20 protein-coding genes are annotated in these 23,361 nt (G+C 40.8%); 8 read left to right on the top strand and 12 right to left on the bottom strand.

Going from position 1 to position 23,361, the window contains the following annotated elements:
* Positions 1 to 453: 453 nt before the first annotated feature.
* From arfB to HUZ36_RS09270, 6 genes are all read right to left on the bottom strand, one after another.
* Positions 454 to 867, bottom strand: coding sequence for an alternative ribosome rescue aminoacyl-tRNA hydrolase ArfB (gene arfB / locus HUZ36_RS09295; RefSeq protein WP_125252563.1), 414 nt, complete (start codon positions 865 to 867; stop codon positions 454 to 456).
* An 88-nt stretch (positions 868 to 955) separates the two neighbouring features.
* A complete protein-coding gene (locus HUZ36_RS09290) occupies positions 956 to 2,164 on the bottom strand; it encodes an ABC transporter permease (protein ID WP_147390717.1) in 1,209 nt (402 codons plus the stop codon).
* Positions 2,165 to 2,174: 10 nt separating this feature from the next.
* Positions 2,175 to 3,506 carry an ABC transporter permease gene (locus HUZ36_RS09285; protein ID WP_176032669.1) on the bottom strand — a complete coding sequence of 444 codons (1,332 nt, stop codon included), beginning with the start codon at positions 3,504 to 3,506 and terminating at the stop codon, positions 2,175 to 2,177.
* Positions 3,507 to 3,515: 9 nt separating this feature from the next.
* Positions 3,516 to 4,205, bottom strand: coding sequence for an ABC transporter ATP-binding protein (locus HUZ36_RS09280; RefSeq protein WP_125252560.1), 690 nt, complete (start codon positions 4,203 to 4,205; stop codon positions 3,516 to 3,518).
* Between the two features lie 12 nt (positions 4,206 to 4,217).
* On the bottom strand, positions 4,218 to 5,489 hold the full coding sequence (locus HUZ36_RS09275) for an efflux RND transporter periplasmic adaptor subunit (RefSeq protein ID WP_128731473.1): 1,272 nt from the start codon (positions 5,487 to 5,489) through the stop codon (positions 4,218 to 4,220).
* 222 nt (positions 5,490 to 5,711) lie between these two features.
* On the bottom strand, positions 5,712 to 6,518 hold the full coding sequence (locus HUZ36_RS09270) for a chromosome partitioning protein ParA (protein ID WP_176032668.1): 807 nt from the start codon (positions 6,516 to 6,518) through the stop codon (positions 5,712 to 5,714).
* 92 nt (positions 6,519 to 6,610) lie between these two features.
* Between HUZ36_RS09270 and HUZ36_RS09265 the strand changes: the two genes are divergently transcribed.
* Complete coding sequence (locus HUZ36_RS09265; protein ID WP_128731475.1) at positions 6,611 to 7,510, top strand: response regulator; 900 nt, start codon at positions 6,611 to 6,613, stop codon at positions 7,508 to 7,510.
* On the opposite strand, the gene HUZ36_RS09260 is transcribed toward HUZ36_RS09265, so the two are convergent.
* Entirely contained in the window at positions 7,502 to 7,945 is a 444-nt protein-coding gene (locus tag HUZ36_RS09260; RefSeq protein WP_128731476.1) for a hypothetical protein, read from the bottom strand. The two genes, HUZ36_RS09265 and HUZ36_RS09260, sit on opposite strands and share 9 nt — an antisense overlap.
* Before the next feature lie 345 nt (positions 7,946 to 8,290).
* Positions 8,291 to 8,590, bottom strand: a complete 300-nt coding sequence (locus HUZ36_RS09255; protein ID WP_176032667.1) for a hypothetical protein — start codon at positions 8,588 to 8,590, stop codon at positions 8,291 to 8,293.
* Positions 8,591 to 8,737: 147 nt separating this feature from the next.
* Between HUZ36_RS09255 and nhaR the strand changes: the two genes are divergently transcribed.
* A complete protein-coding gene (gene nhaR / locus HUZ36_RS09250; protein ID WP_128731477.1) occupies positions 8,738 to 9,628 on the top strand; it encodes a transcriptional activator NhaR in 891 nt (296 codons plus the stop codon).
* Positions 9,629 to 9,640: 12 nt separating this feature from the next.
* Here the strand turns inward: nhaR and HUZ36_RS09245 are convergent, their stop codons facing one another.
* Positions 9,641 to 10,354, bottom strand: a complete 714-nt coding sequence (locus tag HUZ36_RS09245; protein WP_147390719.1) for a LytR/AlgR family response regulator transcription factor — start codon at positions 10,352 to 10,354, stop codon at positions 9,641 to 9,643.
* Positions 10,355 to 10,640: 286 nt separating this feature from the next.
* Between HUZ36_RS09245 and HUZ36_RS09240 the strand changes: the two genes are divergently transcribed.
* From HUZ36_RS09240 to HUZ36_RS09225, 4 genes are all read left to right on the top strand, one after another.
* On the top strand, positions 10,641 to 13,484 hold the full coding sequence (locus HUZ36_RS09240; protein WP_128731479.1) for a TonB-dependent receptor plug domain-containing protein: 2,844 nt from the start codon (positions 10,641 to 10,643) through the stop codon (positions 13,482 to 13,484).
* A 350-nt stretch (positions 13,485 to 13,834) separates the two neighbouring features.
* Positions 13,835 to 15,634: a tetratricopeptide repeat protein gene (locus HUZ36_RS09235; protein WP_176032666.1), complete on the top strand. Its 1,800-nt coding sequence runs from the start codon at positions 13,835 to 13,837 to the stop codon at positions 15,632 to 15,634.
* A gap of 18 nt (positions 15,635 to 15,652) precedes the next feature.
* Positions 15,653 to 16,813, top strand: coding sequence for an aspartyl/asparaginyl beta-hydroxylase domain-containing protein (locus HUZ36_RS09230; RefSeq protein WP_176032665.1), 1,161 nt, complete (start codon positions 15,653 to 15,655; stop codon positions 16,811 to 16,813).
* Between the two features lie 385 nt (positions 16,814 to 17,198).
* Positions 17,199 to 17,477: a SelT/SelW/SelH family protein gene (locus HUZ36_RS09225; RefSeq protein ID WP_125252550.1), complete on the top strand. Its 279-nt coding sequence runs from the start codon at positions 17,199 to 17,201 to the stop codon at positions 17,475 to 17,477.
* Positions 17,478 to 18,003: 526 nt separating this feature from the next.
* Here HUZ36_RS09225 and HUZ36_RS09220 read toward each other — a convergent pair.
* A complete protein-coding gene (locus tag HUZ36_RS09220; RefSeq protein WP_176032664.1) occupies positions 18,004 to 18,486 on the bottom strand; it encodes a GNAT family N-acetyltransferase in 483 nt (160 codons plus the stop codon).
* 137 nt (positions 18,487 to 18,623) lie between these two features.
* Here HUZ36_RS09220 and HUZ36_RS09215 point away from each other — a divergent pair, with 137 nt between their 5' ends.
* Both HUZ36_RS09215 and HUZ36_RS09210 read left to right on the top strand, forming a co-directional pair.
* On the top strand, positions 18,624 to 19,145 hold the full coding sequence (locus HUZ36_RS09215; RefSeq protein ID WP_176032663.1) for a chalcone isomerase family protein: 522 nt from the start codon (positions 18,624 to 18,626) through the stop codon (positions 19,143 to 19,145).
* A gap of 2 nt (positions 19,146 to 19,147) precedes the next feature.
* Positions 19,148 to 19,684, top strand: coding sequence for a DUF3833 domain-containing protein (locus HUZ36_RS09210; RefSeq protein ID WP_147391280.1), 537 nt, complete (start codon positions 19,148 to 19,150; stop codon positions 19,682 to 19,684).
* 88 nt (positions 19,685 to 19,772) lie between these two features.
* Here HUZ36_RS09210 and HUZ36_RS09205 read toward each other — a convergent pair whose 3' ends face one another.
* Together HUZ36_RS09205 and HUZ36_RS09200 are read right to left on the bottom strand one after the other, a co-directional pair.
* Complete coding sequence (locus HUZ36_RS09205; protein ID WP_125252546.1) at positions 19,773 to 20,240, bottom strand: GNAT family N-acetyltransferase; 468 nt, start codon at positions 20,238 to 20,240, stop codon at positions 19,773 to 19,775.
* A gap of 1,282 nt (positions 20,241 to 21,522) precedes the next feature.
* Positions 21,523 to 23,274, bottom strand: coding sequence for an ABC transporter ATP-binding protein (locus tag HUZ36_RS09200; RefSeq protein WP_176032662.1), 1,752 nt, complete (start codon positions 23,272 to 23,274; stop codon positions 21,523 to 21,525).
* Positions 23,275 to 23,361: the final 87 nt, after the last annotated feature.

Below are 23,361 nucleotides of genomic sequence, written 5' to 3'. Positions count from 1 at the left end.
TAAAGCCAAAAGATCTCTACTTATACCAATTTGACTTAATACTTGCTCAATTTGAAGGAGTAAATCTGACGCTAACAGCGTTAAAAATTTCTTTTTAGAACAACTAAATAGCAAAATTTTTGCCTTGCCTACACAAAGGTAGGTACCTTGGCGATAGCAGGACGCGGTAGCGGGGTTATCGACAAGGTTTTCTTCCCTCAAAATAGGCCACTTAATTAAGAAAATTGGTATTAAATTTAGAACGCTTAAACAATGGTGAAAAGTTTGAGGACGTTTTTACATTTTAAATCGGTTGCTAGAGAGGCATTGATTATCTGAAACTTAGACAGTTTAAGGCTTGGGTGAGGAGTGCACTAACTCACGATATACAAAATGAATAAACATAAAAACCAGTCTTTATTGAGAGCAAACTTTCAAAGGTCGAGATAGAATTGGCTCTGGTGAGCCTTTACCTCACCAGTTTACCGAGCCTCTTAACGCTTTGGTTTGACCGCGTTTGGTTTTTTGATTCAATCGCTTTTTTTGAGCACTTTTTGTTGGTTTAGTGGCTCTACGGGCTTTCTCAACTTTAGTTGCTTCTAGAATAAGCGCTTTAAGCCTCGCCAAGGCATCTTCTTTATTCAGCTCTTGGGTTCGAAAGCTCTGGGCTTTTAATACAATTACGCCTTCTTTGGTGATCCTTGAGTCTTTTAGCGCAAGTAAGCGTTCTTTGTAAAAAGCGGGCAAAGTAGAGCGATTCACATCAAACCTCAAATGAATGGCACTAGACACCTTATTGACATTTTGACCACCAGCGCCTTGAGCTCGAATAGCTGTAATGTCTATCTCCCAAGGGGCAAGCGTAACGTTATTTGAGATTTTAAGCATAATATTTTCAAGCCTCCATGCTGTATTCTAGCAAAATCATGAGGGTCGTAATATATAGCTCGTCACTTTATACCTATCTAGCCAACAATCAAGCAGCACGAGTTGCTATTGCCGGTGGTACTTTAGAAGCTGTCGTTGCTGGGTAGTAGACAGCTAGTTGGCCTGCAATAACCATGACAATGGCACCGCTAATTAAGTAATCACTTGGCACACTCGTTAGCCCAAAATAATTGACCAAATAGATGTTTGCAATAATAGCAACAATTGTACCGAGCAATACACCAAGTAATGATACAACTGCGTTTTCAATCATAAAATAACGCAGAATATCACCTTGTGTCGCACCTAGCGCTCTACGCGTACCTATTTGCTTTTTGCGCTTTAATACTGTGTATCGTGCTTGGCCAAAAATGCCCAAAATAGTCACGCATGCTAGTGCCGCTATCACCACTTTTAGGGTTTGGGATACCGCATAGTCAGCTTGCAAATTCTCGGCTTTTATCTGTTCGAATGACTTAAAGTTATCCACTTGCCTTGCTGGCTTTTTGAATAAAAGCTGATGCACTTCGCTCATCGCTTGCTCTCTTTGGCTCTCCACGGCTCTGACTACAATAATACTTTGCTCATAATGCTCTTTTACTGAACTGATCACAGCCATATCATACGCATACCAGAACCGCCATGGAGATTTCATAGTCTCGACGATACCAACGACTTTTTGAGGTACAGATTGTACGTATATGGTTTCACCAACCACACTACTCCAATCATTAGGGCGAATTTTATAAGCAAGGTCTTGCGAGATCAGCACGCTTGCTGATGCTGTATGGCCATCAAAATATTTGTGCACCACATCGTTATGCTGCAAGCTTCTTCCTGCAACAACCCTAAGCCCGAGCGTATCAACCACCGTTTCATCCGACCCATAATACCCTGCATGCGTGACTCTATCTTCATCCTCTGGAGTTAAGCCAACCGCAAGCGAGCGACCCCAATTGGTCAGTGGTAAACTGGTGATGGTACTTGCGCTCTCAACACTGGCCAGCGCTTGAATATCAGCTAAATCGGTATCTAATGCTGCGTGTTTTTCTTCGTCACTTCCCTCAAGATTTGTGCTGAAACTAAATAGCTGACTCTCACTTAATCCTGTTGGCTGAATTAGCTCATTTTCTTTTGTTACCATCATAAAAATGGCATTCACTAGAATGGTAAAAGTTAAGGCTATCTGAAGTATCAGCAGCAAAGGAGAGACTTTATTTTTTCTAAAGGTTTTTAAAATTGGTAGTAAGTCTTTCATATATAGGCTCCTATAGGCTTTTCAGCTGACTAGATGGTTGCACCTTTGCTGCATGCAAAATAGGTAACAAGCCAAAAGCCATCGCGCTAGTAATAGCCAATACAATAGTCATCACCACAATACCAAATGTCATTTCTAACATTTCGGCATATAGATGACTATAGAGCTGAGCCGTTACCACCAAACCAAATTGTGCCAGCAACAACCCTAAACCACCGCCAAGCAGTCCCACAATGCAAGTCTCGATGGAAAATTGCGCGACAATATCTTGTTTAGATGCACCAACAGCCCTGCGTAAACCAACCTCACCTGTCTTAGTGTGAAATTTTGCTACCATCATCGCCATGCAGTTGAGTAAACATACACCAAGAAACGCAAACGCAAGCCACAGTGCTATATTGCCGTCCTCTTTCTGTACTTTTCTATCAACTAGATCTTCTTTGACGTTGAACAACTGATGTAGTGGCTCGCGAAGAAAACGTCCGTACTCTCGCTGCTCCATCGAGTAGCGGTGCAAAAAATCAAGGTAGCGACTTCGATCCGCCTCAGACGCTAGCTCCACCCAATATGAAACCCACACACATTCTGATGCTAATATTGCTGAAAAAGAATCGTCAGATGGTTCTTTCCAGCATAAGAATGAGACGTCTGAACTTGTCCACAACTCATTATTAATTTGAGTATTAAATGGAATAATAATATCTCTTGGTTTGTTATATGCTCTCACTCGATAGTCAAAAAACTTTGGAATAGGATACCAATCATCAGTCACACCAACTATTTGATAAGAGGACTCACCAATAAGTAAAGACTTACCAACTGAGTTTTCTCCAAGGAACAGCTTGTCATTCAACTCTTGGCTAATCACTGCAACTTGTAATCCTTCTTTATCAGCAACTTCATCCCATGCCCCGCCAAATTTAAACGGTACATCAAACATGCTGAACATATCGCGATATGCACTTCTGATGGCAGTCATTTTTGCTTCAGTGACAGGTTGCGTAATGCCGCGAGTCATCATCTTAAAACCACCAAGTGGGGTCTGTCGCACACCTTGCTGAGCATTTTGCAAATTCATTGCATCTTGGTAAGTAAGAATCGTTGGAGGGACTTCCTTACCTTTGGCAATATTAAATGGCTTATCTGGTCCAAAACTATTCAGACGAACATTAAATAATTTTTCACTCTTGGAAGGGATCGGGTCTTTCGCCAGCAAATAGCTTACCGTATACGTCGTCATTGCAGCGCCAATGCCAATAGCAATAGTGATAATCATTAAGAAGGACAAAAACGGCGTCTTTTTTAAAGAGATAAGCGCTAATTTAAGATAATATCCAAGCATAGTTATTCCTTACGCTATCGCTTTTTCAATTCTCTTACCTTCGCTCAATATACCATCGCGGATCTCAATAACCCGCTGTGCTCTGGCTGCTTGATTAGGGTCATGGGTAACCATCACAATACTGGTGCCTTGGGCATTAATATCTTCAAGTAATGCCATGATCCCTTCTGCCATTTTGCTATCTAAGTTACCCGTTGGTTCATCTGCTAACAAAAATGATGGTTTACCTGCAATTGCCCGTGCTATCGCAACCCGCTGCTGTTGCCCACCAGATAACTGTGCTGGGTAGTGATCCCTGCGCGATGCCAGCCCCACTTTCCCAAGCGCATCCATAATACGTTCATGGCGCTCTTTTGAAGATAATTTACGGTAACGTAGCGGCATATCTACATTGTCATAGAGAGTTAGCTCTGGAATTAAGTTGAAGCTCTGAAATATAAATCCTACTTTTTCATTTCTCAGCTTTGATTTTGCTTTATCACTTAAGTGTTCAACATTAACGCCATCGAGCTCATAACTTCCCTCACAAAAATCTTCCAACAGCCCTGTAATATTCAAGAAGGTGGTTTTACCTGAACCAGAAGGGCCTATTATTGCCACAAACTCACCCTGCTCAATTGTAAGGTCAAATGGCTGTAACGCTTGAGTTTTTATGGTGTCAGTATGATAAGCTTTTGAGAGATGACGCATCGACAGCATAGTGCTAATCCTTTATTGAATAATTTTCACACTAGGGGCATCTTTAAAAATCCGAGCATCTGACGTAATGACCTGATCTCCGACATTCAACCCCGAGAGCACTTCAACCTGACCAATACTTCTCAATCCTATCCGTATTGGTGTTTTAATCGCCGTGTTTTCCTTTACCACATATGCAAACTGGCCATTATATGCTTCTAAATACTGCCCATGCGGCAGATAAGCAATATTCTGTTTTTGTTCTATTATAATGCGGCTGGTTAATCTTTGATTTTGCCGAAGCCCTTGAATAGCACCTTCTTTGAATCTGATTTTCCCAGCAACGCGGCCGTTTTCTATTTCCGGAGAGATGGCAACAATTTCTCCCTCGTATAACTGACCGCTTAAGTTGATTTCAGCGAGCATCCCAAGCGCTAAATCGTCAGAGTAGCTCTCTGGTATTTGCACTTCGATTTCATATTTTGAAAGGTCTACTACACTTAGCAAAGGTTGATTTTTCGCGACAGAGTTCTTCTGCTCTACCGCTAAGTTGCCTATCAAGCCACTGACAGGTGACACTATCTTTAAAGCGTCAACTTGACGCTCCAACTCTGCCACTTTTACTTTTTGTGCTTCAAGCTCAAGTTCCTTAGTTCGGATCTCAAACTTTTGACTTTCTTTTTGTAAATCAACTTCTTTTAAAGCCAGAAGATACTCACGTTTAGCATTTTCCAGATCATCTTTCGCTTTTTGATAGTCAATATCACTTACAACTTGTGTTTTCAGACCGTCTTCTGAACGACGCATCTCTCGTTTTGCAGCATTGAGCACAACGGTTGCTTTGCCCAAATAATTCTCTTGCGCCAGCTCTTGCTTTTTAGCTTGAATGATCTGTCGCTGCAACTCGGTATCAAGCCGATTTAACTCAGCTTGATGCTGAGCAAACTCACTTTTTAGCTCTGGGCTATCAATCACAGCTAAAGTCTGTCCTTCAATCACACTATCGCCTGACTCAACCAAATAAGTCACCGTCCCCTCAGCAGGGCTATAGATAGTTGGACGCCTTGCGGCAACGACCTTACCTTGAACAGAAATATCGCGAACAAAGTCACCTTGCTTAACTGCTGAAATATGTATTTTGTCACTGGAAATTGCACTCTGACCACTAAGCCACTGACCAACAATCGGCTCAAGCAAAAAAAGAAACGCTACGATAAAAGCGCAGACTATGCCGATAACTATTTTATTTTTTTTAGGTTTTTCAACTACCGAGTCTTGTGCACTCGTATCGGGAATATAAGCCATGTATTAATCCTTTTACCAACACCTACGTACTTACAACACACACAATCGCAAAGTTGCCATATAGCCCGCTTACAGCTTTGATATCGGCTCTATAACATGTTTATTTTTAAGACCTTTTTTAATGGTAATGTGTTATGTACCGACGGTAATTTAGGTAATCTAAGTTAGTAAACCTTACATAAACCCGAAGCAAAAGTCACGCATAATAAAACATTTTGTTAACTATTTAGTTTGATTTTTGACAACTTCTAAATATCTACTTTCTATGAATTTCTTTTCTTTGGATAGGTGCTCTAGCGCATCTCTTGTCTGCTCGAGTTCTTTTTGGATAGCTTGAAGTTTTGGACCGTCTTCAACTTCCTGCTCTTGAACCATCAATTGTTGGAGAGCTTGGCTTTGCTCTGCAATTTGCCTTTTATATTCATTAATAGTTTGAGCCATATCTTGGCGCTCTTTTTCAAAAGTAGCTACAAGCTGCTCTAGCTCCTGCTCAGCTCCCCCACCTGACGTTTTAGACGCTTCTAACTGCTGCTTAAGGGACTCATTTTCTTTTTGCAGTTCATCAGTCGACCTATAATGATCGTAAAGTTTTTGCCGAGTTTCTTTTAGTCTATCTAGGCTCTTGGCAAGGTCTCCCCTTAATTTTTTAATTAACCGATGGGATTTCACTAATTTGCTGTTGAGGTCGTCTATTTTAATTTGCTCTTCAGCTGTGATCTGTCCTTGTGTTGATAGGCGAAGTTCCGCAAGTTGCTGCTCCAGATTTACTTGCAAACTAGCAAGCTCATGAATCGTCTGCTGATTATCTTCCACAAACCTCATTGATTTATTAATTGCTTCTCTACAGTGCTGCAATAGATATTGTTGTTCCGCATTGGTACTAACATTAGCACCACTTGTCTTGGTAGCAAATAACCTAAACTCTCTTAGAATAAGTAATAGAATATAAAACCAAAAAGCTAATATTAGTAATCCAAAGTTTACCGCCAAGTATACGAGTACATCGGTAGGTAGTTTGTCAAATAGCATATCGGACACCTATTTATTTCTCTTATACATTTTAGTATTGGTTAAAAATCGTGCCTATAATAAATCTATATTTTTCAATAAAGTGGTTTTTTGTGAAGATATTGCTCGTAGACGATAGTGCTGCAACGCTGGAAATTATAAGTCGCGGCTTGGCGCGCTTTAGATATCGTAAACTGTTGATTAAAAAGGCTCAGAGTGCAAAAGAAGCATTAAAAATTATAGGTGCTTGGCAACCTGACATTGTACTTACCGACTGGCACATGCCAGATATTTCTGGGTTAGCATTAGTTAAGGCGATAAAACAAAAACGACTCGATATAACCATGGCGATGGTAACCACCGTAGACGACCAAGCGCAAATTAAGCTCGCCTTAGATTACGGTGCAGAGTTTGTGTTATCTAAACCTTTTGCAGATGACGACCTGCACAACAAAATAATGCCACTGGTTATCGCCGCGGAAGAAAACAACAAAACAAGACAGATCCATACACTGCATAAGGGAATCCCACTTCCACAAGTCGGTCAATTAGAAAAGCTAATGAATAAGCATATTGACTCTGAACTAAGACTCTATCAAATTATGAAAATGGAATATGATGCTGACAACTTACCTTGCATGATGGTGGCATACGAAGATCCCAGCAGCCAAAAAGTACGCGCTATCGGAGTGTTTGATGTTTATGCTATCTGTGTATTAGCAGCCTCGGCAGGGCAATTATCGGATCAAGCGGGTTACCAAGCAGTCCATCAGCAACAAATTACCGATGATATACTTAGCGCTTGCCATTCTGCCTTAAACTCAACGTCATACGCTTTTTTAGATAGTATTACCAGAAGAAGCTTACGGGTAAAAACCTTACAACTGGTTTCTAAACCATTTCCCAAACTTAAACGCTTATACAAAACAGCTGACAACATGAGAATAGACTTATGTTGTCAGCGTCCCAACATGGCTCAAGGTAAAATATTATTGGTAGGGTTACTAGGCTAGCGCTTTTAACAAAATGCCAGGGTCAGTGATCCCCGCTTCTTTAAGCGCATCTTGGATGTTTTTCGTTAGTTCAATCACCTGATTCTGCATCGCCATGATGTATTCAAGCTTTTGTGTCACTAATTCAGCTTTCATTTCTTCGGGATATGAATCGCTCGCTTTGAGTTTATCTAGCAATTCTTGTTCTTCTTTTATTTTCTCTCTCAACTCTTCAAGCTTTTCAACCATTTTTTGAATATGTTCAGGTAAGGCAGCTTCATCTTGCTCCTTTTTCGCTTCTTCTCCAGATAATTTAGCCATTTCCTCTTCTGATAACCGAACGGGCTGGGCTTGACTGGGTTGTTCTGCTTGAGATGACTTTTCAGTGTCTGGATCAAGTACCTTTTCAGGTATTGCAGAGCGCGCGGGACTGTGAATTAAAAAATTAACACTCATTGTTACTGACCGATATGATTTCCTTGAGTATATATTATCGGTAATTATTCTGAGATCTTTAGAAAAAAATAGTTGACTTTTACCTTACTAACAAATTAAAACTTGCTTCAAAAAATTGAAGGAATTAAACGGTGAGAACTTTATTCCTTCTCACAAAACAAAATATGTCGCTGGAGGCTCAGGTTCAGTCGGTTGCAATCACCGTTCAGAATTCAAGCAAAGTTGCTGGATAAAGTAAGTATCTGAGGTAAATGCGGGATTAATTTAGCATCCCGCGTGCTACAAAAAATTGCGTGGCATCCTTGCCACTGCAAGTGCTTGGGAACGGAATAACTTAATCTTGGGCTAGCGACTAAGTTTAAAATAATTCTCTTTCAATATTTTTTTACTATTCTGGAGTGCGCGAGTGAGCGCTTGTAACAAGGTTTTTCCCTTCGCTTTTACCTTTAACGTCGGTAGTCCCGGCAGCAACAGTTCTACGTGACACAGCGTAAAGTTACCTGTATGACCTTGCTTTTCGACTTTTACATTCACCTTGCGTATATTCTTTGTGTAGCTGTGTAACGCACTATTTATGAGTTTCATAAATGCTACTTTGTTTGATGCCGCTATTGGTTCATTGACACCTATCAGGTTTAATTTCATTGTTACCTCAGTCCACCAAATCAACTATCCATCACAAAACGTCAAGTTCAATAACGAATACTTGCGCTGTATGCCTAAATCTACTAATGTTCAAAAAAAGATAAAAGCTGATTATATCTAACTAAGCATAAGGTTTTTACGAACAGTATGAATATTAACTTCAACCATCTTTATTATTTTTGGCAGGTCAGTAACGAAGGTAGTATCGCGGGTGCAAGTAAAGTGCTACACCTCACACCGCAAACGATTAGTGCCCAACTATCAAGCCTAGAAGAAAGATTAGGAAAACCCTTGTTTATCAGAGAAGGGAGAGGGCTCAGATTGACGGATTTTGGTATTTTAACCAAACAATACGCAGATGACATGTTTTCAATAGCAAAAGAATGGCTAGAAACGACCCAAGATGGTGCAGCGGCTATGCACAGAACGTTGAAAGTAGGTATCTCAGATGCAATTCCAAAATCGCTTGTGTCAAAATGGCTCGCACCATTAATTGAAAATGAACAAGTTGCCAACCTCCACTGTATTGATGGTCAACAGTCAGAGCTATTAGCGCAAATGGCTACACATAAGCTTGATATTGTACTTGCTGACAAACCACTAGACAGTCACTTACCGTTTAAAGTTTTCTGTCATGAGATTGGCAAGAGTCAAATCGGCCTTTATGGCTCTGCTGCAATTTGCGAGCGGCTCCGTGAAAATTACCCTTTTTCTTTACAAGCACAGTCTATCATACTACCCGCGAAAAACAGCCCTGTGACCAACTCTATTCAATACTGGTTGCAAGATCAGAATATCGAAGTCAAAGTATCGGGTCATGTTGACGATAGTGCGCTAATGAAGGCTCTAGGTCAGCAAGGTTTTGGCATTTTTCCAGCGCCGCTTTCTATCAAGGCAGAATTGCAACGTCACTATGGCGTAACACTGCTAGGTACGATAGAAAACACCTTTCAAAACTATTACGCGTTTACCCCTGATAGACTGGTAAAAGACTCAATATTTAGCGAATTTGTTCATTTTGCAAAAGGTGTTAGCTAACCGTAATGTCTGCTAACTATTCACCTGCAGCAATGCCGCTAAGTTTTGCCTATAACGTCTAGATAGATGGAGCAAGTCACCATTTTCTAATATGACATCATAATCACCATTGTCTCGCGTCTTTAGCTCTGTAATGGCGTTTAAATTGACTAAAGACGACTTATGGATCCTTGAAAAGCCGTAGGTTTTTAAGTTTTTTTCCATCGCAGACATGGTATCACGGTGTAAAATAGAGCGCTGTCGATTGAGCATATGTAATTCAACATAATTCCCAGCCCCACCAACCCAGGCTAACTCCTCTACTTTGATTACGTGGATATGACCTGAATCTTTTACTATCAATCGTTTGGCTGGTAGGTAGTGATTTTCTGACTCGCTTGATACTTGCATCAATGCAGCGTAGGTGAGGTTAGCTATCAAGGAGTCCTGTTTTGTCTGGCCTTTAAATGTCAGTTCAGACTGGCTTTTTAAGCTGGTATTTACACCAAATTTAATCGTAGGTATTTCAACTCCCTGCTCAGTCAACACCAACAACATGTCTGACGCTTCTATTCCAGAGTCAAACAGAAAGCAGCTTATTTCACCCCCTCTTATTGTTTCGATAATATCAACAACATCATTATAATATACAAACCGAGAGCTAATATCGGAACTCTTTAATCTTGTACTCATTTCAGCCCCAAGCTCAGATATACTGGAGGGCATCAAAATTGTCATACTTTTCATCTGGCACCTTATATACGCAAAACCGAGTAAAATAAGATACGTTTCCTTATATCTCACGTCACAAATATTAACATATTATTGTTATAAATTGTCATAATGTAATATGCAAATAAATTTTGATCTTTTTTTTCTCGCCTGTTGTCACTACTTTCCTTCACCTTGTGGATCTCAGCTAGCATAATCTGAACTTCCATCATAGCCTCGACCTGATACTAATAAGCCTTTGTAATGAGTTTGCAAGCTCAACAGAGGTATCAAAAACAAAACATACTAATCAGGGGATATCATGAAGCAATTTAAGCGTTCTAAAGTGAGCATGCTTATCACTTCTGCGTGTCTGATAGGCGGAAGCTTAGGCTTGCAAGCATCAGCAGAAGAAGCAAACGACGGTGCAGTAGAAGAAGTAGAAAGAATTTCGATTACGGGCTCTCGTATTCAACGTGTGGCGTTAACAGCTAAGACACCGGTTATCGAATTAGACGGTACAGAGTTTGCTATGTCTGGAAACCTCAACGTCGAACAGAAGCTTGCTGAGCTGCCGCTAACTGTACCTTCTTTTGGACCAAGTTCCAATAACCCTGGTGATGGTACCGCTCGAGTTGACTTGCGTGGTCTGGGTGATGAGCGTACCTTGGTTTTGGTAAATGGTCGCCGCTGGGTTCCAGCAACACAAACAGGGGTAGTTGACTTAAACACCATTCCTGCTTCTTTGATTGAAGGTGTAGATATTATTACCGGTGGTGCTGGTGCGGTATACGGTTCTGACGCACTTGCTGGTGTTGTAAACTTCCGTTTGAAAGACGATTTTGAAGGTGCTGAAATTTCAGCGCTGTATGACATCACAGAAGAAGGTGATGGTGAAAAATTCAACACTGACCTAACTATTGGTGGTAATTTTGCAGACGATAAGGGCAATGCAACAGTATATATCGGTTACGCAAAGCGCGAATCTATTTTCCAAGGTGATAGAGACTTTACCAGTGTAACACTAACGGAAGGTGAAAATGGCTTAGTTCCTGGTGGTTCATCAGGTATTCCTGGCACTCGTATATTTGCAGGCCCAACTTTACCTAATGGTGATACATTAGGACGTTTTGGTCCAAATGGCGAAGGCTTACCTTACACATCAGCAGACGCATTCAACTATGCACCAGATAACTACCTTCAGTTGCCTCAAGAGCGTTTAACGCTTAACTCCTTTGCACATTATTACGTGAACGACGATACACGTTTATACAGTGAACTGTCCTTCATCCGTAATGAGGTACCTTCGCAACTAGCACCTACACCAGCTTTTGTAAACAATCTTGTAGTCAACCCTGATAGTCCATTCTTTGGTGCTGATGTACAAGCCGCAATGAAAGCTTTGGTCCCTGAGCTTGATGATGAAGGCGAACCAACAGGCAACATGATCAGCCAGTTAGACGCAAATGGTAACTTCACTTTTGCAACTATCGGCCGTCGTATGGTTGAAAACGGTCCTAGACAAGTAATTGACACACGTAACGCCATGCGTTTATTAGTTGGTGTTGATGGCTTTATCGGCGATTGGGCATATAACGCTTATTATAGCCGCTCAGAGCTTGACCGCTCGAACCTTTTAAATAATGACGTTTCTGAGTCTCGATTCAGACAAGCGATTTTAGTTACTGACGACGGTACTGCCTGTCAAGACCCGTCTGGTGGCTGTGCACCAATAAATATTTTTGGTGAAGGTAATATTTCGCAAGCAGCCATTGATTTCGTTAATGTTGGTGCATCTAACGTCACAAATATCAAGCAAGAAATTTTCCACTTTGATATTGCTGGTGAATTGCCATTCACAGTTCCATCTGCGGATATGCCTGTAGGCTTTGTAATTGGTTATGAGAGCCGCTTTGATGACTCAAGTTTCCGTCCAGATGAGTTTTTGGCATCTGGTGATGTACTAGGCTTCAACGCTGGTGAACCGACTGTAGGTAACTACAGTGTCGATGAAATTTTCACAGAAATTGATATTCCGTTAGTTACTGATGCTGCGTTTGCTGATGATATTACACTATGGTTTGCAGGTCGTGTTTCTGATTACTCTAACATTGGCAACGCTTCCTCATTTGCGACAACCATTAACTGGACCGTAAACGAGTACGTGTCATTCCGTGCAGGTTATCAAGAGTCAGTACGTGCACCAAATATTTCTGAACTATTCCAAGGTGCAGCTAACGGCTTCCCAAGTGCAACTGATCCTTGTAGTGTTGATGGCTTCGTAGAAGGTCAAACAGACAGAGCACTATGTGAAGCGCACGGTGTTGCTGCGTCTCAAGTAGGTGTATTTGAACAAGCAAATGCGCAAATTGAAGGTAGCTTTGGTGGTAATCCAGACCTTAAAGAAGAAACTTCTGAAACGGTTACGCTAGGTCTCGTTATTACGCCAACTGAAAATTTTGACGTAACAATTGATTACTTCGATATCACGATAGATGATGCAATTGATGTGTTAGGTGGTGGTGTAAATAACATTCTAGATGTTTGTTATAACCAGCTTAAAGATCCTAACTCAGAATTCTGTAAAGCAATCGTACGTCGTCCTGACGGTAATGTTGACTTAGTAACAGCGCTAAATGCTAACATTGCAGAGCTAGGTACTAAAGGTTATGACATTAACTTTAACTGGACAACTGAGCTTGGTTTTGGCATCGGTAATAATGGCTCGGTGCTGAACATTAACTCTAAGAACACTATTCTTGACGAGTACTTCCAAACTGCGAGTGTAGGCTTTACCGATACTGTTTATTGTGAAGGTAAGTTCGGTAACACTTGTCTTGTACCTCGCCCAGAATTCCAGAGTAATAACCGCTTCACGTGGACATCTGGTGATTTAAGCCTGTCGGCGCTAGTTCGCTACATGAGCGAAGTGGATGAAGATACGGGTACAAATACCATTGTACCTGTGTCAAAAGCCGAATGGTATGTCGATCTGAGTGCCAGCTATCACTTCAGCGACAATGTTCAAGCAACATTTGGTATTAAAAACGTGCTAGACACTGAGCCAACACCACTAGGTGATGCTCAGCAACAAGCGAATACCTTCCCTGAGCTGTATGATGTAATCGGCCCTCGTTACTTCATGAGTGCGGTTTACACATTCTAGCCAGAACGTAATGTATTGAAGGGAGCTAAGGCTCCCTTTTTCATTATTTGATGTAAACTTAAGCATATTGACATGAGCCTAACTTTTCTTCACGCTTATTTTTAAAGCTGTTGGTTTATTCCAACTATGCTAACGCTCTAGTCAATACGAAGAAGCAATACTCTTTTAGATTCATTAATTTCTTATGTAGCCTGTTTTCGGGGTAAGAAGTTAGTTAATCAACCTTGAGCTGAGGCTAATCCTAATGTGTAAATTGGCTGAGGTAGTTACAACAGGGAAAGCCGCTATACTAATGTGTGGCGAATTTACTATTTTGCGTGCGAAACGACTTTTAAAATAACAACAATACAATGCAAACGAATGAAATGAACACCACGCTGAAAAACGCGCTCAATCACATTCAAGCAAATCAGCCAAATCAGGCTTTATTTATGCTTGAAAAATTTGCCCATTCCAACCACCCAGACATTCACTACCTTATTGGTATTTGTCATAAAGCCCAAGAAAACTGGCCTCTAGCTATTTCATCTTTAAGCACCGCGTATAAGTTATCCCCCCAAAAATCAGAAATCCTAAGCCATATTGCTAAATGCTACTGGTTATCGGCCCAATATACTCAAGCCGAAGCGCATTATTTACAAATAGCGAGCAACCAGCCCACACACCAAGAAACAATAAAAAACCTTGCACTACTTTATCTTGAGCAAAATAAGTTCTCAGCTGCTGAAAAATGGGCTATGAAAGGCCAAGGTGCCGACCGTAGTGGACAGTTTACGAAAATCCTTGGAGACATACACAAAGCCCAAGATAACCTTAATGAAGCGATAAAGTGCTACTTAGCGGTACCACAAGATGCACCAGTAGCTTTTCGAGCCATTCATAATCTTGGTTTATGTTACAAGTTACAGACAAAGTTTGAGTTGGCTATCCAATGTTTTCAGTTTGTACACACACACGCGCCAGAGCAATATGAGCCACTGTACAACCTAGGCGATTGCTATTTTGCCAATGGTCAATTTCAGCTTGCACAACAAGCCTACCAACATGCCTTAAAAGTAACACCATATAATACGACAGTGCACAAAGCACTCAATGAGCTTTATTGGCAAAATGGTCAGCATGAACTATTTGCGATAAGTATAAAGGAAGCGTTGTATACGGCGACAGATAACAAACGTGAACTGACGGAGTGTTTAGCAGAGCTGTATTGGAATACTAACCAATATCAAGCATGTAAAGCTTGTATAACAAATTCAGGGTTTGCTTCTTCATCATCTCTAATGCAGACACTTCTGGGTCGCTTAGCTGCCAAAGAAGAGCGTTTTGATGATGCCTTTCAACACTTAGATAACGCCAACAAAATAACACCTGAGCATGACCGATTATGTGAGCAAGCTAAATTTGCGCTGCAGTTGGGAAATTTTGATGTCGCTAATCAATTACTTTTAAATGTACTCAAACAGCGGCCAGACTCACAACTTGCGCTTGCTTGGCTGAGCGTGCTTTATCGGGCAACGGACGAGCAGAAGCACCAGCATTTATGCGATCCAAACTTTGTACTTACCACAACCCTATCAGCGCCAAAGGGTTATGACAGCAATGAAACCTTCTTACAAGAGCTTGAAGCTTGCCTAATTGCGCTTCATCAGGGAAAGCAAGCTCCCAGTGAGCAGACCTTGGTCAACGGTTCGCAAATATCGGGAGGCCTCCTAAATAGAGACATCGATATTATTGCAAAAACTAAAACGCAATTATTAGCCGATGTCGATAGGTGCCTTAACCAGCTAAGTGCAGAGCAAGATCATCCTTTTCTAGCTCATTTGCATAGTGAGAGAAAAATTACAGGCTCTTGGTCTGTTAAGCTCAGTGAGCAGGGGTTTCATGTTAGCCATATTCACCCTGCAGGTTGGATAAGCGTCGTGCTATACATCAATACACCCGAAGACGATAGTAACAGCGGTCTCATTGAATTTGGCCGCCCACCATTGGCGCCACCATATGATTTTCCGCCATTCAAATCGGTCAAACCGAGGCGAGGCCAGATTGTTATTTTCCCTTCTTATTTTTGGCATGGGACGCAACCTTTCCAAGCAACAGACAGTAGTTATCGCATGACGCTACCTCTTGATATTGGCATTTTAAAAAATTAATACAGAGATAATATTTTAATGACAACTAAGCCAGCTCAAACGCTCAACATCGACGCTCTGCTAAAGCCGATTTTAAATCTTGAACCACAAACTAAGTGGCCAGCACTATTAGGTAGCTTACTATCACAGCATCAAGACAATGCTGAGTTATGCTATCGTGTCGCCGTGATTCTAGAGCAAATCGAGGCTTTCAAAGAAAGTGAAGCTGCCTATTTTCAATGCCTTGAACTCGCACCAAACAATTATTTACTGTACTTATATCTTGGCAATTTACTCGAGCAACGGGGCGAAGAACATACAGCGTTAATTTGTTACGCACTGTGTGAGAGGTTAACTGGCAATTTTAAACAACTACAGCTTCCAAAGAATATGGCGCCACAAACGGTAGAACGCTTTAAAAACGCTTGGCAGTGTATGGAGCGTAACCTCGCTGCCCCCAAAGGCTACAAAGCAGCCAGATGGGTACAGTACTCCAGCACTCCCTTTACAACACCTCAAGCACCACATTTGTTCTATGTAACGGATCTCGATGCTCGACCTATATGGCCTGCTGAAACATTTTCTTGGTATCAGGAGTTTATGGATTGTGTGCCCGACATAATTACTGAGTATAAACATGCAATTCAATCGCTTTCTTCGCATTTAACCCCTTATTTATCCGGCAAAATATATGAAAATGAATTTCCAAAGCTCGCTAATAGCGATAATTGGCAAGCGCTTTCTTTGTTTAAAGATGGTAGCGAAAACCACGCAATCTCTAGTCAGTTTCCAAAGTTAAAGCAAGCACTAGAGAATGTGCCATGCTACGGCCTAACCAATACACCTTATGAAGTATTCTATTCAAAGTTAGCAAAAGGACAGACAATTACACCACACTATGGACTTTCTAATCATAGTTTGACCGTTCACTTGGCAATTGATATACCAGACGCGTGTTACTTAGAAGTCAATGGCGAACGTGTACTATGGCAGGACAGCTCTCTTACGATATTTGACGACTCGTACTTACACATGGCACATAATGGTGGCGACAAAGACCGTATCGTCCTTATTTTTTCAATATGGCATCCGGCGCTTACCTTGGCTCAGCGCTCGGCGATTCAAGGCGAGTTCAGTACTAGGAGCGAATGGAACGCTAACCTAACAAAAAGATTAATTAATTATAAAAATAATCACTAAATTAGCAACATTCGTCACGATTTGACCACAGCTCAACACAAATGGGTTGTTAACATGTAAATTTTCCGTAACTTATAGTTTGACCTTAACATTGAGGTCTCCCTGGATAATTGCGGGGGGAGTCCCCCCGTTTTTTTCTCGACATTATTATTTTCATCTCATACTTTTTACTTTCCTGCAATTTAATGTGTTACATAACTCAAGGTGTGATTAAGCTGCTAGTCAATCTATATTGATAAAAATTATGTTACTGCTCACTTTACCTCACGTTCATCCTAGTATTGTTTATGACGCTCAACAGGGAGTCTGGTAAACTTACCCAAGCCAGCCTCAATGCAACTCCCAGCACAGGCACATACACAAACAATCAGAAGTAAAGTCAACTATGAATAAACCCACTATCACTATTCACTACTGCGTGCTCTGTCAATGGATGCTCAGAGCAACATGGCTAGCCCAAGAGCTGCTATCAACTTTTTCTGACGACCTTCAGCAAGTTGCCTTGGTTCCTGCGAGTAAAGGCGTATTTGAAATCTATTACGACAATACATTAATTTGGTGCCGTAAAGCTGATGGTGGTTTTCCTGAAGCCAAAATACTAAAACGAAAGGTTCGTGATTTGTTAGACCCTTCACGTGACTTAGGCCATGTCGATAAACACTGAGACACGGCATAAACATTAACGGCTTCACCTAACTGAGAGTCTCTAAGTTGGTCTGGTGATCCGTAAAAAATATCAGAACACTCATTGTATTTTATTTAACCTAAGACTGGATGAGGAATGTTTTAGCTTATTGCTTCTGCAGCACATCTTCATTCTTCTCCTTGTCTAGCCAGAGAGTTTTAGGGGAAATACCACGTCCTCTCAGGCCAATGTATCAGCAGGCACTGACTGCTAGAAAGGCATTTAATTATCCGCAGCTCAGGTTACTTAATACCAATTATCTTAATTAAGTGGTCTATTTTGAGGCGAGAAAATCTTGTCGATAACACCGCTTCCGCGTCCTGCTCACGCCGAGGCACCTACGTCCTGTAGGCAAGGCAAAAATTTTGCTATTTAGTTGTTCTAAATAAGAAACCCTTAACGCGGTTAACGTAATATTTATAACTTCAAATTGAGCAGGTATTAAGTCAAATTGGTATAATATAAGATGCCCGTGAAAGAGAGCACAACTTGTCCAGCACCCAGACTATTCGTCTTTTGCAAAATCGAGCAACGCCTGTCCTGATAAACGATAAATAATCCATTCACTCTGGGCTTTAGCACCGATACTCTCATAAAAGTCTATTGACGGCTTATTCCAATCAAGTACTACCCATTCAAAACGACCGCACCCTTTCTCTAACGCTAACTGTGCTAAATACTTCATGATCCCTTTACCTGCCCCACTGCCACGTTTATCTTGAGAGACATACAAATCTTCGAGATATAAGCCGTGTTTACCGAGCCATGTAGAGTAATTAAAAAAGTAAACAGCAAAGCCGATAGCGACCCCTTCTGACTCGCAGATCACACTGTGTGCTCTGGCATCTGCGCCAAATAGCTTATCTTCAATTTCAGCTACGGTATTCAATACAGCATCAGGCTCTTTTTCATACGCAGCCAGCTCATTGATAAAGTGTAAGATGGTTTCTGCATCTGTGATTTTGGCAGGGCGAATAGAGATGTTCATTGTTACTCCAATAATCAGGTTTCACCCAGCTTAACAAATAATATGAAAAGATAACAATGAGACAAGCAACCAACCAAAGTGAACAAAGCAGCACTTTCATACGTAAAGGTTAGCATTGTTGAAATTGGAGAAAATCAATGCGAAGGACGATCCTTTTTACTTTGTTGCTGCTACTTAGCAAGTTAGCCACTGCCAGTGAAAATGTAATAGCAAACTTTATCGAAAACCCAAAACAAGTTGGTCAAACTAGTCGCATGACATATCTTTTTTGGGATGTGTATGACGCGAGTCTTTTTGCTACCCAAGGTAACTTTTCTGCCACCCAACCATTCGCGCTCAAGTTGCAGTACCTTCGCTCATTAAATGGTGAAGACATTGCCAAACGTTCTCTCGAAGAAATGCAAAAACAAGGCTTTAATGATGCTGAGCTCGGTGATCAGTGGCTCACAATAATGAACAATATATTCCCTGATGTGAAAGATGAAACGGTGCTTCTTGGAATTAAAACAGCACAAGACCATACTCTGTTCTATCACAACAACGAATTGATAGGCGAAGTCAAAGATCCAGCTTTTACCACCTGGTTTTTTAATATCTGGCTCGGTGAAAAAACCACAGAGCCGCAAATGCGCAACGAGCTGTTAGGCCTAAGGAGATAGTTATGCGTTTAATTTTTAGTTCACTGATAATATTGTTTTTAACCGCATGTAGTACAGGAATTGAGGGGGCTAAATACACCTCACTGACGCCAAAATTTGACCCTTATGACTTCTTTTTAGGAGATGTAAAGGCCTGGGGCATAGTTCAAGACAGAGATGGAAATTTAGTACAACAGTTCACCGTAGATATCAAAGGCTCAATCAATAACAGCGGCCAGCTCGTACTCGACGAATATTTTGAGTACCTACTCGGGGACGGTGTAAAAACAAGAGTTTGGACCATTAGTAAAGAAGCTGATAATCAATATTCCGGCGTTGCTGGTGATATTCTTGATAAAGCAACCGGTGGTACATTTGGCAACGCCATGAATTGGCAATACAGAATGGATCTCCCTGTTGGAGACACGAGCTATGAGGTTAAATTTGATGATTGGATGTGGTCATTCGACCAATCAACACTCATTAATCGCTCTTATATCGAAAAGTTTGGGATTGTCATGGCTGAAGTCACTATCTTCATGCAAAAATCAAAGCCATAAAAACCACGCCAAATACGGAGCTTTAGTTTAAGTAGCATTGACAACATGGTTAACGTAATAGCGGTTACGTTAACCACTTTCCTACCATTTAGTTGCCAGTATTTAGGGATAGCGACATAAACACACTAAGTGGGTTGTCGCGATACATACCAAAACGTTCACAACGCTCAAAACCTAAAGTTTCATACAAGTTGATAGCACTTGTTTGCTTTGAACCTGTTTCTAAGCGAATAAGTGGAATTTGCGCTTCACCAGCGTAATGAAGTAAAATCTGCATAATCCGTTTGGATAGCCCCTTCCCCCTATAGCTCGGCTTTACGTACAGCCGTTTAATCTCGCCATAAAGCGTTTTATCAAACTGCTTAACGATAGCTCCACAAGCAACTATACCGTCATCATTTTGTAAACCTACAGCGTAGACATTAGGTTGATTGATCTCTTCCACCGATAAAGATTGTGCACTTGCGATTGGATATAAGCTATTCATAAGCTTATCTATTTCAGAAAACACCGACATTACTTGTGGATCATCTGATTTTAGCTGAATTAATTGCATACCTGCCTCTGAAAACTAAGGCCTATTTTATGATGTCCATATAATATGGACGATATTTTCCTAACCTGAGATTAAGGTAAAGAGGTAATAAAAACGTTGTTTTTAAAGCTCACTTTAAACAGCACTTTCGTCCACTAAAATGCGTTTTATACCAATTTACTTAAATAAACTATTTTGAGGTAAAGCAAGCATATTGATCACATCAAACCACTGCTGCTTTCGCCAACGTACTTATGCCCATTCAAGCTCGGGTAAAAGTTGCTATTTAGTGGTCCCAAACAAAAAGCTTTTCACATAGTAAGCCCCAATTTTACTCCCTCAAATTGAGCAAGTAGTCTGACAGCATAACTAAGTCGTCACCGTTTGCTACCAATACAACCAGTTTGTCATGGCGGTTTGGTGTTAAAAATACGTTTACTACCCAAGCTCAGGTTTACTTTATTTGGCCAGCGTTAAACTATACCGAGTTGAGAGCAATAAGCAAATTATCGCGGCCAGAATTACACCACCAAACAATTGAATTACGTTACCCGACTAACAAAGAACCATAAGCATTTGTTTTAAATATTAAATTTGACGATATAAAAACTGTTACAAAGTGTGGAACAAGCTCAGCTGAGGTTGTTTTGTTGATTTATTGGAGCAAAGGTTTGAATCGTAAACTACGTATTCCGCCCAAGTTTACTCCAGTTTGGTTCTGTATCTAACTGTATAAGTTTAATAGAGGCACCGAAACGATGTGCTAATTTCACTATGGCGTCGACATTTGAAAAAGCTCGAGTTATATCGAGATGAAAAGCGATTGGAGGTGCACTCTACGCGGCATTTCAGGTAGCTTCTACTCATTAAGGAAAATGCAAAAACGTAAACACTAACAACAACACGGTCATGAGCAGCACAAGAGGTAATGATGTACGTGAATTGGGGTGTAAAGTTTTACGAGACATAAGCAAACCTATACGTATCAATTAAATAACTTACCCTCCTGGTGATTCCTCCCTTTACAACCAGCCGAAAAATATGAACTTGTTTAACTCATAAAAATATTCAAGTTAAAATATACCGTACCTACTACAGCAACTTTAATCTAAGGCAGAGGTTGTTTATCACGTTAACTGTATTACAAACCACCAAAAAGAACCAACACTAAAATAAAAATTAATACAAAATAATTACCAAATATTAAAGTAGAGTGATGCCCCCTCAAAAACAAACGCGAAGGCTTTGTTATAGTAAGGGGGCAGATGTGTATTCGCAGTTTAATTACAAACAGGTACACAGCTTAAGAGCAAGCTACAGTGATGTCCCTGTTTGTTTTTAATCCGAACTGCTTACTTATCAGTTGGCTGTAAAACTCACTGCTTTGCATCAATTCATCATGCTTACCTTGTGATTCAACTTTTCCATTTTGGATTACCAAGATATTGTCAGCATCTACAACCGTACTTAAGCGGTGCGCAGCAATAATCGTAGTTCGGCCGGCTTGCGCTTTGTGTAATGCAAGTTGAATAGCAGCTTCCGTATGCGCATCAAGATTAGCTGTTGCTTCATCTAATAAAAGTACAGCTGGCTCCTTCAATAATGCTCGCGCTAACGCAATACGCTGCCTTTGCCCTCCTGATAGAGTGACGCCGCGTTCACCAACTTGAGTATCTAGCCCAACTGGCAGGGTATCGATAAAATGCTTGAGATCGGCATCAATAATAGCCTGCCTCAGTCGCTCCGGATCTGGTTGTTGCTTTGCACCATAAACCAAGTTCTCGTATATTGTCGCACACAATAGTGGGCTGTCTTGTGCCACATACCCAACTTGTGATCTAAGACTCTCTTTGTCTATCTCATTCAAATTTGAACCTGCGACTTCGATACATCCACTTTTAGCCTGATAAAAGCCCTGTAGCAATGCGAACAAAGTAGACTTACCTGCGCCAGATGCTCCAACAATGGCTGTCGTTTTTCCAGCCATGAACCTACAATTCAATGTATCAAATATCATTTTGTCATCACGGTAACCAAATGATAACTCTCTGACAATGATTGACTCATTGGTCAAACTTAATTTCACCCCCTCTTCTATTTGTAAAGGAGTAGTCAATATCTCATTGATCCGAATAGCAGCGCCTTTTGCTTTATTGAATGCAGCGACTACCATACTTAGCTGACCCATAGGTAAGACTATATTTAATAAAAACATGATAAAAGCGACAAAAGCACCAAGTGTCATCGCTCCACTTGCAACGCGTGAAGCACCAAACCCTAGTACCAAAACAATAGACCCCATAATAACCAAATTGACTAATGAACCAATCGTAGCAAGTAAGAAATGTTCTTTCATTGCGGTATGATAAAGCCCATTTAACTGGCTATTATTGTGATTAATTTCAAATTCTTGAGCACATTGTGTTCTGAGTAGTCGAATATTAGAAAACAGCTCTGTTAGTCGCCCTAACAAAGATGCTTCCGTATCTTGTAGGTGCTTTGAAAGCATGGTGAGCCTCATTGAAAAAGGTAAAATCAGCATAAAGCTCACCATAACAGCCCCGAGCATTACCATCGTCATTTGCCAATCTAGAAACCATAGAATAATAAAAGACCCCAGTAATGACACCACACCAGAAAGAAATGAAACTGATTGCTCACTCACCAGATTTTCAATAATTTCTGTATCTTTCACGATACGGTTTGCAGGCTCTCCAGCCCGAGTGTTATCAAAGAATGACATCGGTAAAGCTATAATGTGGTTAAATAAATCTGCACGCAACTTGCGTTTTTGCTCATTACCTATCTTCCCCATAATATAAGTCATTACCCCAGCTAATATCGCAGAGCCTATTAGTACCGAGAGCAAAACTAGCGCTTGTTCATTGGTAAACGCCCCTGCCTCACTCAGCTTATCTAGTAGCGCTTTAGTTTGTAGCGGGACTAATAATCCTAAAAGACTAGACATCAAGGTCACTACAAAAAGTGTCGACAACAACAGCCCACTAGGCCTTGTGCGACGCACTAATCGAATTAATGATGCTGTACTATTCATATTTATATATTCCTGTTGATTTCATAGCAACATAATTGACCAAATTTCAATCTCAGTCAAATTAAAAATGACCTATTGGTCATTTTT

Origin of the sequence: Pseudoalteromonas sp. McH1-7, from assembly GCF_013366255.1 — a bacterium.
Taxonomy (GTDB): domain Bacteria; phylum Pseudomonadota; class Gammaproteobacteria; order Enterobacterales; family Alteromonadaceae; genus Pseudoalteromonas; species Pseudoalteromonas peptidolytica.
The sequence above is the reverse complement of the archived record's forward strand: the minus strand, read 5'-3'. Positions and strand labels throughout refer to the sequence as shown.

Coding starts and splice junctions, on each gene's coding strand:
- HUZ36_RS09200 (WP_176032662.1), bottom strand. CDS start 23,274: ATGAATAGTACAGCATCATTAATTCGATTAGTGCGTCGCACAAGGCCT.
- arfB (WP_125252563.1), bottom strand. CDS start 867: ATGCTTAAAATCTCAAATAACGTTACGCTTGCCCCTTGGGAGATAGAC.
- HUZ36_RS09260 (WP_128731476.1), bottom strand. CDS start 7,945: ATGAGTGTTAATTTTTTAATTCACAGTCCCGCGCGCTCTGCAATACCT.
- HUZ36_RS09290 (WP_147390717.1), bottom strand. CDS start 2,164: ATGAAAGACTTACTACCAATTTTAAAAACCTTTAGAAAAAATAAAGTC.
- HUZ36_RS09240 (WP_128731479.1), top strand. CDS start 10,641: ATGAAGCAATTTAAGCGTTCTAAAGTGAGCATGCTTATCACTTCTGCG.
- HUZ36_RS09280 (WP_125252560.1), bottom strand. CDS start 4,205: ATGCTGTCGATGCGTCATCTCTCAAAAGCTTATCATACTGACACCATA.
- HUZ36_RS09205 (WP_125252546.1), bottom strand. CDS start 20,240: ATGCAATTAATTCAGCTAAAATCAGATGATCCACAAGTAATGTCGGTG.
- HUZ36_RS09270 (WP_176032668.1), bottom strand. CDS start 6,518: ATGCTATTTGACAAACTACCTACCGATGTACTCGTATACTTGGCGGTA.
- HUZ36_RS09235 (WP_176032666.1), top strand. CDS start 13,835: ATGCAAACGAATGAAATGAACACCACGCTGAAAAACGCGCTCAATCAC.
- nhaR (WP_128731477.1), top strand. CDS start 8,738: ATGAATATTAACTTCAACCATCTTTATTATTTTTGGCAGGTCAGTAAC.
- HUZ36_RS09215 (WP_176032663.1), top strand. CDS start 18,624: ATGCGAAGGACGATCCTTTTTACTTTGTTGCTGCTACTTAGCAAGTTA.
- HUZ36_RS09225 (WP_125252550.1), top strand. CDS start 17,199: ATGAATAAACCCACTATCACTATTCACTACTGCGTGCTCTGTCAATGG.
- HUZ36_RS09230 (WP_176032665.1), top strand. CDS start 15,653: ATGACAACTAAGCCAGCTCAAACGCTCAACATCGACGCTCTGCTAAAG.
- HUZ36_RS09275 (WP_128731473.1), bottom strand. CDS start 5,489: ATGGCTTATATTCCCGATACGAGTGCACAAGACTCGGTAGTTGAAAAA.
- HUZ36_RS09210 (WP_147391280.1), top strand. CDS start 19,148: ATGCGTTTAATTTTTAGTTCACTGATAATATTGTTTTTAACCGCATGT.
- HUZ36_RS09285 (WP_176032669.1), bottom strand. CDS start 3,506: ATGCTTGGATATTATCTTAAATTAGCGCTTATCTCTTTAAAAAAGACG.
- HUZ36_RS09245 (WP_147390719.1), bottom strand. CDS start 10,354: ATGAAAAGTATGACAATTTTGATGCCCTCCAGTATATCTGAGCTTGGG.
- HUZ36_RS09220 (WP_176032664.1), bottom strand. CDS start 18,486: ATGAACATCTCTATTCGCCCTGCCAAAATCACAGATGCAGAAACCATC.
- HUZ36_RS09255 (WP_176032667.1), bottom strand. CDS start 8,590: ATGAAATTAAACCTGATAGGTGTCAATGAACCAATAGCGGCATCAAAC.